The organism is Campylobacter sp. W0014 (assembly GCF_020135975.1).
GTDB lineage: Bacteria > Campylobacterota > Campylobacteria > Campylobacterales > Campylobacteraceae > Campylobacter_D.
This window is the reverse complement of sequence record NZ_JACHTR010000032.1, coordinates 1-11,562: the sequence shown is the minus strand read 5'-3', so window position 1 is coordinate 11,562 and position 11,562 is coordinate 1. Positions and strand designations below refer to the sequence as shown.

The following is an 11,562-nucleotide window of genomic DNA, read 5'->3' as shown; positions in this document are numbered from 1 at the left end:
TTTTTTAGCTTTTAGAATTTCAAGTAAAGTTTTATTTTGAAAAACCCCGCCGCTAAGTAATATTTTAAAATCATAATTTTGACTATAGCTTATAATAAAATCAGCTAAACCATTAAACATACCTGTAATGGCTTTGCTTTTTTCATCCCTTAAAGCCCCTAAAATCAATTCTTTAAAATTAATTTTTCCATTATCAATATAAAGTTTATAAGAAAATTTCAAATCTTTTTGATAAAAACTTTCACACATAAGACCAATTTGTGCTTCATAAGAACTTTGATCCAAATCAAAAACCATAGCGCCAAAAGCATCGATAATGCGTCCTAAAGAACTGGTTTTAAGGGTAGAATTTGCATAAATTTTTTTAAGATTTTCAAGCTTGACTTTTGGAATTTTAGCTAAAAAATCTTGAGCTAGATCTTCTAAATTGTAATGCCAAATCACACTTAAAGCTAAATTATATATATTTTTTATATCCGCATTGATTAATTTAAAATCATCAAAATGAGCAATTCTTTCATACTCTTTTAAATTAGCTACAAAAACTTCCCCGCCCCAAATACTACCATCATCGCCATAACCTGTTCCATCCCAAACAAACCCTAAAGCCTTTTCATCTTTGACAAATTTTTCTTGATATTCAAAATAAGCTGCACAAAAATGCGCATAATGATGCTGAATTTTAAAGGTTTGTTTAAAATCTTTTGCATACAAAAAATGTGGGTGCTTATCGCAAAGTACGGCATCAAATTTCAAATCATAACTTTTTTTAAAAAAATCCAAAAGTTTTGAAAATCTTTCATAGACATCGACACTTTTTAAATCTCCTATATAAGGAGAGATTAAAATTTTATTTTGATAAAAAATCACAAATTGGTTTTTAAGCTCTGAACCTAAAGCTAGATAAGTTTGATCGGATTTTAAATTTGTTTCTATATAGTAGGGATTTAAGCCTCTTGAAGTACGTAAAAACATAACTTGATTGCTGATTAATTGAGCAATGCTATCATCACTTGAGTTAAAAATTTCTCTATCATAATCCAAATAATAATCAAAAACTTTACCGAGTTTAGATCTTAAATTATCCTCATCTTTAATAATACTTTCGCTACTTAAATTTGCACTTGTGGCTACAAGAATGCCTTTAAAATACTCAAAAATCAAAAGATGCAAAGGAGTGTAAGCAAGCATAATACCTAATTTATCAATATCAGGTGCAATCAAAGCAAAGTTTTTTTTCGCTTTTAATATTACAATAGGCGCTAATGATCCACTGATCAATCTTTCTTCTCCATTATTTAAAAATGCAAGTTCCTTGATATCTTTAATGTCCTTGCACATTAAAGCAAAGGGCTTTTTAGGGCGATTTTTTCTTATTCTTAGTTCTTTTAAGGCTTTTTCATTAAAGGCATCGCACATCAAATGAAAACCGCCCATTCCTTTAATAGCAAGGATATTTCCTTGTTTTAAAAGTTTTGCACATTCTATAAAAGCATTTTCATCTGTAAATAAAATTTCACCTTGTCTATTTTTTAAATGCACTGAAATTTTACATTCAAAACAACTGATAGGTTGGGCATGAAAACGACGATTGGAAGGATTTTTATATTCTTTCTTGCAAAAATCGCACATTTTAAATTTATCCATTGTAGTATTAACTCTATCATAAGGTAAATTTTTTATGATGCTAAAACGAGGCCCACAATGCGTACAAGTGATAAAAGGATAATGAAAACGCTTGTTATTTGGATCATAAAATTCATTTTTGCATTCTTTGCAAAGTGCAAAATCACTCAACATAGGAGTTGTTTTTAAACTTTGTTTTGAAGGGGTAATGCAAAAATCATTATAAGCTTTTAAATCACATTCTAAAAGTTCGATTTTGTCTATTCTTGCAAGAGGTGGAGGATTGCTTTTTAACTGCTCTATAAATTCAAGACATTTTTTATGAGAACAATAAAGTAAAATTTCCACTCCAAAACCATCATTTTTAACTTCTCCTAAAAGTTGAAGTTTTAAGGCTAATTCATACACAAAAGGGCGAAATCCTACACCTTGAACCAAGCCTGAAATTTTGATTTTAAATCCTAAGTGGCGCATCGCTTAATTTACAATCTTTTAAATGTTTTAAAGTATTTTTAAGTAAAGACTTATGCTCAAACAAAGATCCGCTGACTACAGCTATTTTAGCTTGATTTTTTGATCTTAATTCATCATATATATCGCGTAAAAAATAACTCAAACTCTCTACAGCCCCATAAGCGATATTAGTGCTATCAACTCCAGCAAGCATAAAACTCATAGCAGATCGTAAAGTTCTTGTATAATCAAAGCTTTTATCTTCTTTTAAACGATAATCTATCTTAACCCCTCGAGGCATTTTAGTTTCATCGGCTATTTTTAAAAGTTTTTCTCCAGCTTTATAAAATTCTTCATCTAAATTTAAAATTCTACCCAAAATGCAAAATAAAGAATAAAAATTATTTTTTAAAGCAAAATCTTCATCTAAAAGCGGAAATTCTTTTGAAAAATTAGATAAAAGCTTAGCTCCGATCTCATCTTTTTCAATTTCTTCATAAAGCTTTTTAAAACTTTTAGGCAAATCAAGTTTTAATAAATTTAATTCCTTATTGACAAGCAAAATATCTTCATATTCTTTACTCAATTCCAAAAGAAAAACTTCTTGCTTAAAGTTGCTTAGTATATAAGAAATTCTTGCCATATTTTTATTTTCTTTGGACAAAATAAGCTCTCTTACTTTATGGTTTATAAATTCTAAGCCTTGCAAAATCACAACTTTTTCATCGCAATTCATCACTTCAAAATCTTGCTTTTTTTCTTCAGTTTTTACAACACTTAAAAAAGAAAAATCTTGCTTATAAAGCTCGCAACATAAAGCAAACGTAAAGAGATCTTGCGCTAACATTAGTTTAAATTCATTGAAATTTAAATTATATTTTTTTCTAAATATAGCATTTAATCTTAATTTAATTAAAGGCTTTTCTAAGCTCGCAAGAAGTTTTAAATTTTCTTGCGAACAAACAAAAATCGTCTGTATAGATTTTATATCACAAGGTATTAAAAAATCGCATTCAAATTTCTCATCAAAAAGACTGATTTTATAATTTCCTTTATGATTTTTTAGATAAATTTCTTCTTTATTGACTAATTTTTCAAAGGCTTTTTGTAAAAATGTATTAAAATTAACTTGATCTATTTTTTCAAAATAAAATCCATCCAACGAAATTTCATTCTCACAAAACACACCCCATTCATTATTTAAGAGTTCTTTTTTTTCTGCATAAGCATGAGAATTTAAATGAGTAAGATAAGAAAACTTTTCACAATGTTTAAAATCTTGTTTATGATCATTTAATTTTTCAGCTGATCTTACATCAAATTTTTTCAAAAAAACACTATTGCTTATGCCTTTTAGATTCTCGCAAAAAGCAGATAATTCATTTTCATCACCCTTAATTTGTAATAAAATTTTATTTTCTTTTTGATTTAAACTATATTTATAGTCCTTAGCATAAAAATTTAAAAGATAAGCAAAATAATCATTATTTCCAAAATATTCAAATTCAAATTCTAAAATCAATTTCAATCCTTCAAATATAAAAAATTATAACAAAAAAATCAATCTTATTTATAAAGTTTAAATTCTTTTTCTCTTTCTCTAAAATCCTCCATATAAAATGCCAAAAAATTATAAAAATCTTGACTATGGTTAGGATATTTCAAATGAGTTATTTCGTGTAAGATAACGTATTCTATGGCTTTTAAGTTTTTTTCTAAAAGCTTTAAATTTAAATTAATATAGCCTTTTTTATGATTGCAAGAACCCCAACGTGTTTTCATTTTCTTGATGCTTAAATGTGTATAATTAAGCTTAGTTTTTTTAGTCCATTTTTTAAGATAAAAAAGAAAAATAATTTTTGAATTTTTCTTTAAAAATGACTCGAATTCTATTCTAGAAGGAGTATGAATTTCATTTTTTAAAATTTTTGTTTTTGAAAGATTTTCTTTTAAAACTAATCGATATTTTTTGCCTAAAAAATAAACTTGGTCCGCTTCACTAGCCTTATTTTTAAAATTAAGCCACGTTTTTTTAATCCAATCCTCATGCTTGGTTAAAAATTTTTCAATATCTTCTAAGGTACAATAATAAGGCAAGCTTAAATGAAATTCTCCTTTTTCATTTAGCCTTAAATATACATTTTTAATGGATTTTTTTTGATAAAAAAATATCCAATCATTCCAAGAAAATTCCTTTATACTAGAGCTTTTCCTTGCCATTTTTTACTCTTCCATCTATAGGCATTAACAAGCCCTCTTAAAGATTCATCCGCACAATAACCTATCCAAATTCCTAAAATTCCAAGATTGCAATGAAAACAAAGTACATATCCCACAGGCAAAGAAACCCCTAACATAAATACCATACCGCTAAAAAATGGGAATCTAGCATCTCCACTCGCCCTTAAAGCATTAACCATTACTATATTAAAAGTTCTTGAAATTTCAAGAAAAATAGAAAGAGCAAATAAAGGAAGTATAATTTTTTTAAGTTCTTCTTCTAAATCTAAAAGATTCATAGTAACATCTTTTAAAAAATAATGGCACAAAACCACTATAATCGTGACCATAACACTAAAATAAAGCGCCTTCCAAGTATGCTTATAAGCTATATTTTCATATCTTGCACCGACTAACTTTCCTACGATGATTTCATTGGCAACACTCATGGCAATTCCCACCATCATAATCAATAAAGATAATTGAAAATAAATCGTTTGGACGCTAAGATTTTCTTTTCCAAGACTAGCAACAAAACTAAAACTAATGATATATTGACTGATCCAAATGAGATTTTCTCCCGCAGAAAAACCTCCTATACTAAAAACTTTTTTTAGCACCTCTTTTTCAAAGCTAAGCATTTCTTTTATTTTTAAATGAATTTTAAGCTTATAAATTACGATTAAAAACATGGCTATTACAGCAATAATCCTTGCTGTAATATTACTAATCCCCACTCCAAAAAGTTCCAACTCTGTAAAATAAAGCACGTAAAAATTTCCAACGACGATAATTAAATTCATCATAATACCCACCATCATAACCCAATAAGCTATATTATAAACCCTAATAATCGCTGAAAGTATCAAGCCAACCGCATCAAAAACAAGGCAAATGGCAAGCATATCAAGATAAATTTGACTGTCTTTGAGTAATTCTTTAGGTATATTTAAAAGATTGAGTAAAAGTTCGCTTTGCCATAAAATAAAACTCCCACAAACCACACCAACAAGCAAATTTAAAAACAAACTTTGATGGATGACTTTTCTAGCTAGTATGGTATCTTTTGCCCCAATCGCTTGAGCAACAACAACACTACATCCCACACTTAAAAAACTAAAAACAGTGATAAATAAATCGATAATCTCATTACCAGCCCCCATAGCTCCAACTAAATCATTGGAATAATGAGACACCATAGCAGTATTAGCAATAATACTTAAAAATCTAAAAAATAAATCCCAAAAAATAGGGACGCTAAGTCTTGATAAAGAAAGTCTTTTTTTTGCCATAGAATCGCACCTTGAAAAACTAAAAATTTTATCAAAACATTTCTTAAATTTTTAAAATTGTTTTTTATTAAAAATATAAAATTTTCGTTTAAAATAAATTTATTAGTTTATTTTTTACCAAATTTTTACTAAATTTAGATATATTTAAAAAAATATATAAATAAGGAGATTTGATGCTTTCAAAAGAAGTGGTAAGATTGCTTAATGAGCAAGTCAATAAAGAAATGTATGCGGCTAATTTGTATTTGAGTATGAGTTCTTGGTGCTATGAAAATAGTTTTGATGGTGCGGGAGCGTTTTTATTTGCTCATGCTAGCGAAGAAAGCGAACATGCAAAAAAACTCATCACTTATCTTAATGAAACCGATTCTCACGTTGAGCTTAAAGAAGTAAAACAACCTGAACAAAATTTCAGCTCTTTGCTTGATGTTTTTGAAAAAACATACGCCCATGAACAAAGCATTACAAAATCAATCAATGAGCTAGTAGAACATATGCTTGCCAATAAAGACTATTCTACTTTTAATTTCTTGCAATGGTATGTAAGCGAACAGCACGAAGAAGAAGCGCTTTTCCGTGGCATAGTGGATAAAATTAAACTCATCGGAGAAAGTGGCAATGGCTTGTATTTAGCTGATCAATATATTAAAAGTATTGCTCTTCAAAAATAGTTTTTAGCAAAAACCGAACTTAATATGACTTATTTTTCTTTGGAATTTAGCATTTTAATGATGGCATTTTTTGCCATCTATTGGTTATTTCATGACAATTATAAAACACAAAATATTTTAATTTTAATTTTTTCTTATCTGGTTTATTTTTTAATCAACCCCTATTTTGCTTTAATTTTATTTGTATATACTTTTTTTATACATTATTTTTCCTTGCTGATTTTTATCCGAAAAAAACGCTATGTTTTTATAACTTGCATCACTTTTGTTATTTTAAATTTATGCTTTTTCAAATATTTTTCAAGTCTTAAAGCAAGCTTTGACTCTATGATGGAATTTTTTAGTCTTGATTTTATTGATTTGGATGTTTTATTTCCTATGGGAATTAGCTTTTATACCTTTACTTCAATCACCTATCTTTTAGAAGTTTATAAAAAACGCCGCTTGGAAAGCTTTTTAAATTTAGCCCTATTTTTATCTTTTTTTCCTACCTTACTTTCAGGCCCAATTATGCGGAGTTCTTTTTTCTTTGAGCAAAGCCATCGCAAAAGAGAATTTAAAAATGAAAATTTAATCATTACTTTATTGATTTTTGGAATCGTAAAAAAAGTGCTTATAGCTAATTATCTAGGAAATTACGCTGAACGCATTCTTGATTTTCCACAATCTTATAACTTCATACAACTTTTAAGCGCTATTTATGCTTATGCTATACAAATTTATTGTGACTTTAGCGGATATATTGATTTAGTTTGTGCTTTTGCTCTCATGCTAGGTTTTAAACTTCCTCCAAATTTTGATATGCCTTATTTATCTAAAAACCTTAAAGAATTTTGGTCAAGATGGCACATAAGCCTTTCAACTTTCATAAGAGATTATATTTACATCCCCTTAGGTGGCAATAGAAAAGGCAAGATAAGAACTATTTTAAATCTTCTTGTTGCTTTCATACTTTCTGGAATATGGCATGGCAATACTTTAGCATTTTTAATTTGGGGTTTATTGCACGGCATAGGTGTTGCTTTTTTACACATGCTTGCTTTAACAAAAATCAATTTGCAAAAAATTCCAACACTTGGAAGATTTTTAACCTTTCAGTTTGTATGTTTTACTTGGATTTTCTTTTATTATAATAAAAGCTTAGAGGACGCTATAGAATATTTTAAAGCATGCTATGATAATTTTTCACATATACCAAGCTATCAAGATATTTATATTTTTACAAGTTTTGCTGTTATTTTTCTTATCTATCCTTTATTTATCAATTTTAGGGCTTATTGTATAAAAATTTTAGATTTAACGCCTTTTTTACTAAAACCTTTTATTATTGCTTTTATTTTATTGTTGGTTTTTACATTTATGCCTGATGGTATTCCTAATTTTATTTATTCGAGTTTTTAATGAAAGTTGCTAAATTTTTATTTATTTTAATAACAGTATTTATCTTAGTTATCATTGTTATGAATCAAAGTATCAGTTCATATATAGAACAAAGATATCACTTTAACTTTTATCCACAAAATACAATTTTAAAAGAAGGTAACAAATTAAAAATAAAACTGGAGCAAATTCATACCGTTTTAAGCACAGAAAATACCCCTAAAATTACCCATGCTAGTTATCAAGTTATAAAAGAAAAAGATACAAATCTTAACACCAATCCAGAAATAAAAGAACCATCCCAACAAGAGCAAAATATAAGCACTTTTAAAGAACAAAACACAACTATTTTAACCGATAATACAAAATTAATAATCGATCCAAATAAAGAATTTTTATTTATGGGTGATTCTTTAATGCAAGGAGTTGCGATAAATCTTAATAAAAATTTAAGAAATTTAGGTATAAAAACAGAAGATTTAAGCAAACAAAATACAGGGCTTTCTTACAAATCTTATTTCAATTGGGCAAAAACCATAGAAAATGCATTTTTAACTAATTCAAATATCAAATATCTTGTCGTGCTGTTGGGTCCAAATGATCCTTGGGATATTAGAAAAGGTAAAAATTATCTTCATTTTGGCTCCCAAGCTTGGAAAGAAATTTACAAAACTAGAGTAGATGAGATCATGCAAATAGCTCAAAAATATAAGGTTAAAATTTTATGGTTTGAAGTCCCACCTGTAAAAAAAGATAGTCTTAATGATAAAATTCAAATTTTAAATGAAATTTACCGCCAAGAAGTGCTTAAAAATAAAGAAATTTTTATCGATACGAAAGCATCATTTAGTATTAATGATCGATATTCTACCTACATTAAAAATGAAAACAATAAAACAATAAAAGTAAGAACCGATGATGGGGTTCATTTTACTACAAATGGTGCTAAAATTATGTCTGAACTTTTATTAAAACACTTAATTATCAAGGATCAAAATGTTAGTAAATAAAATAAAATTATTTTTATTTTTATTTTTATTTACCAATTTATTTGGATCCACCAATGATCTTATAGATAAAATTCTCATACAAAGTAAAAATCACTCTGCCTTAACAAGCTATGTTTCTAAGAAAGATCTAAAAAGATTTGAAAAAAAACTAAAAAGTGAAAACAATGTGGGCATTAGAATTTTTGGTGACTCTCACATCGCAGCTGATTTTCTTCCAAGAGTGCTTAGAGGATACCTTATAAAATCAAATTCCATAGGATTTGCTCACGCCCTTCAGCCTAAATATCAGCAAAATTTAAACCTTAAATACTCTTATAAGAATTTTGAAATTTTAAATTCTAAAAATCCCAAAAATGCAAAACTCAATTTCCCTTTAGGCGGCATCATAGCAAAGGCTAAAGAAAAAAATGCAAAAATTAATATTGACACAACCTTAAATAAAAAGAAATTTGAAGTAGGTTTTTTATTTAAAGCTGAACATAATAGCAATGCCTTTAGTATTAAAGACGCACAGGGTAAAAAATTCCACTTACGCTCTTTTAAAAATAACAAATGGTCATATAAAAAACTTGAATTAGCTTTTCCTTTGGAAATTACAGCCTTACAAAAAAATGCCAAGCTTGGTGGATATTTCATAACTAATAAAAACAATAATAATTTCTTAGATACCATCGCTATCAATGGCGCTAAAAGCGATATTTGGCTCTCTTGGAATCCTTTAGTAGTCAAAAATGAATTAAAACTTTTAAATAACGATCTTATCATACTTGCTTATGGATCAAATGACGCACTTTTTCAAGGTTTTGAAAAACAAACATTTAAAAATAATCTCAAACATTGGATTAAAACGCTTAAAAACTACAATAAAAATGCAATCATTATGCTAGTATCACCACCTAATGTAATCTATAAAAAAAATCAAACTTATGAATTAGCGCCCAATTTCTTCACTATAAGAGAAGCACTTTATGAAGTTGCAAAAGAAGAAAAAACTCTCATTTTTGATATGTATAAATTCATGAAAGATACGGGAGGTAAAAACAAATGGATCGAACAAAAACTCTCTTTAAAAGACGTTCATTTAACCATAAAAGGTTATGAACTGATGGCTAAAAAAATGCTAGAAGATCTTAAAAAATACATCCGCTACTAAAAACACTTTTCTAAAAAATAATAAAATTTATTTATCAATAATAATAAAAAATTTTAATTTGATAATTTTAGTTATATTTTATTATAATTACAATTATTTTTAATTATAATTTTAATTATTTTTAAAAATAAAACATAGAACATCTTTTAAACCAGAGGTTAAAGCTAGCAAACAATCCCTATAATTTTAGCTTTAACCTTTCTAAAATTAAATCAAGTTGCAATGATTACATTGCTTTTTAATAATATAAATTATTTCTTAAATATAGAAATTTAGAAATGATTTTTAATCTAAAGAAAGGATTTTATGAAAAATAAAAATTTATCTAATCAACAGCTGGAGGGGGGAATTTGGAAAATTTCAATTCTTTAAACCGTTTTTTAAATTCAAAAGAAAATTTAAATTCTAAATCTCTTTCTAAAAAATTTTTATTTTCTTTAGCAGCAGTTTCTGTTTTAGCAACTTGTGCTAATGCTCAAATAAGTGGTGCTGGGTGTAGTGGAACTTGCGGAACAGTTAGTGATACCCAAACAGGAAAAATCACTGTAAGTGGAACAGGCAATACGTCTTTAACCATTACAAACAGTGGTTCTGTTAATGTAAGCAATAATATCGCTATTGACTTTCAAAAAGATTCTTCCATTCAAACTTTTAAAAACCAAGGAACAGTAATAGGAGGAAGTAATAAAGGTAGTATTGTTATAGGTGATAGTAATGGTAATGGTGCCACCATTACTACTTTTGAAAATAGTGGAGTCATAGGAAATGGAACTTCTAAATTTGGTGTGGTAATCTGGGCAAAAGATGATAACACTAACTCAACTATAACAAACTTTAACAATAGTGGAGCTATAAGTTCAAATACTGGCGAAAGTATTTTTATAAAAAATACCACTATAAATAATTTTACTAATAGTGGAACTATAAGTTCAAGCCAACAGCAGGGAATAAATATTAGCAGTGGTGTTACTATAAGTACATTTAAAAATAGTGGAACTATAGGTAATGGGATCTCTAGATTTGGTATAACTGTTTCAGGTAGCGAAAGTAAAAAATCAACCATAACAAACTTTAATAATAGCGGAATTATAAATTCAAGTACTGGTGAAAGCGTATTTACAAAAAACACTACTATAACAACTTTTGAAAATAGTGGAACTATAAAATCAAATAGCACTTATGGTATAAATATTAGTGATGGTAGCACTATAGATAAATTTACTAATAAAGGAATTATCATAAGTTATGGAAATAACGAACCAACGGATAATTCTACAACTTATACATCATCTGGAATGCGTCTACAAAGAGCCCATATTAAAACTTTTGAGAATACAGGAACTATTTTAGGTAAAAATGGTCTTACTGTAACAGCTTCTACTATTGATAAATTTGAGAATACAGGATTAATCGAGTCAACATCTGAGCATAAACTTGGAGCGGCAGTAGATATTACAAATTTAACAGGTGATGTAACTACTATTAAAAACTTTACCAACTCTGGAACAATTAAAGCCGATAATGCTAGTGGTATTTTAATCGAAGCAGGTAATAAAATAGAAACTTTAAACAATAAAGGAACTATAGAAGCTGGTTTATATGGTATCAGCTTCTTTACCGTTGATCAACATGGTAAGGAAATTAACCTCGGTCAAATCAATCTAGAAGAAGGTAGCGTTATTAAAGCAGGCCAAGATGGTATCCATATAGATGGAAGTGATAGAGGCATCAAAGCCAAAGGTATTGAAGTCAAACAA

General features: G+C 27.8%; 8 protein-coding genes and 1 pseudogene. 5 read left to right on the top strand and 4 right to left on the bottom strand.

Features of this window, described 5'->3' with window-relative positions; translation table 11 throughout:
* From hypF to H2277_RS08130, 4 genes are all read right to left on the bottom strand, one after another.
* Positions 1–2,100 (bottom strand): carbamoyltransferase HypF (gene hypF / locus H2277_RS08145; RefSeq protein ID WP_337201832.1); only part of this gene is annotated, 2,100 nt, incomplete at its 3' end.
* Positions 2,081–3,601: a hypothetical protein gene (locus tag H2277_RS08140; protein ID WP_337201831.1), complete on the bottom strand. Its 1,521-nt coding sequence runs from the start codon at positions 3,599–3,601 to the stop codon at positions 2,081–2,083. The genes H2277_RS08140 and hypF, both read right to left, overlap by 20 nt.
* Before the next feature lie 44 nt (positions 3,602–3,645).
* Complete coding sequence (locus tag H2277_RS08135; protein ID WP_337201830.1) at positions 3,646–4,299, bottom strand: SprT-like domain-containing protein; 654 nt, start codon at positions 4,297–4,299, stop codon at positions 3,646–3,648.
* Complete coding sequence (locus H2277_RS08130; protein ID WP_337201829.1) at positions 4,275–5,591, bottom strand: MATE family efflux transporter; 1,317 nt, start codon at positions 5,589–5,591, stop codon at positions 4,275–4,277. The genes H2277_RS08135 and H2277_RS08130 overlap by 25 nt, the downstream gene beginning before the upstream one ends.
* A 173-nt stretch (positions 5,592–5,764) precedes the next feature.
* Here H2277_RS08130 and ftnA point away from each other — a divergent pair, with 173 nt between their 5' ends.
* The 5 genes and pseudogenes from ftnA to H2277_RS08105 all read left to right on the top strand — a co-directional run.
* On the top strand, positions 5,765–6,262 hold the full coding sequence (gene ftnA / locus H2277_RS08125; protein ID WP_337201828.1) for a non-heme ferritin: 498 nt from the start codon (positions 5,765–5,767) through the stop codon (positions 6,260–6,262).
* 24 nt (positions 6,263–6,286) lie between these two features.
* Positions 6,287–7,663, top strand: a complete 1,377-nt coding sequence (locus H2277_RS08120; RefSeq protein ID WP_337201827.1) for an MBOAT family O-acyltransferase — start codon at positions 6,287–6,289, stop codon at positions 7,661–7,663.
* Positions 7,663–8,652, top strand: coding sequence for a DUF459 domain-containing protein (locus tag H2277_RS08115; protein ID WP_337201826.1), 990 nt, complete (start codon positions 7,663–7,665; stop codon positions 8,650–8,652). The genes H2277_RS08120 and H2277_RS08115 overlap by 1 nt, the downstream gene beginning before the upstream one ends.
* Complete coding sequence (locus H2277_RS08110; RefSeq protein ID WP_337201824.1) at positions 8,639–9,805, top strand: GDSL-type esterase/lipase family protein; 1,167 nt, start codon at positions 8,639–8,641, stop codon at positions 9,803–9,805. The genes H2277_RS08115 and H2277_RS08110 overlap by 14 nt, the downstream gene beginning before the upstream one ends.
* 350 nt (positions 9,806–10,155) lie before the next feature.
* Positions 10,156–11,562: pseudogene (locus tag H2277_RS08105) on the top strand (hypothetical protein); the annotation flags it as partial.

Bases quoted from the DNA above. Each gene is read 5' to 3' on its own strand.
- H2277_RS08115 (WP_337201826.1), top strand. From the start codon at position 7,663: ATGAAAGTTGCTAAATTTTTATTTATTTTAATAACAGTATTTATCTTA.
- ftnA (WP_337201828.1), top strand. From the start codon at position 5,765: ATGCTTTCAAAAGAAGTGGTAAGATTGCTTAATGAGCAAGTCAATAAA.
- H2277_RS08110 (WP_337201824.1), top strand. From the start codon at position 8,639: ATGTTAGTAAATAAAATAAAATTATTTTTATTTTTATTTTTATTTACC.
- H2277_RS08120 (WP_337201827.1), top strand. From the start codon at position 6,287: ATGACTTATTTTTCTTTGGAATTTAGCATTTTAATGATGGCATTTTTT.
- H2277_RS08130 (WP_337201829.1), bottom strand. From the start codon at position 5,591: ATGGCAAAAAAAAGACTTTCTTTATCAAGACTTAGCGTCCCTATTTTT.
- H2277_RS08135 (WP_337201830.1), bottom strand. From the start codon at position 4,299: ATGGCAAGGAAAAGCTCTAGTATAAAGGAATTTTCTTGGAATGATTGG.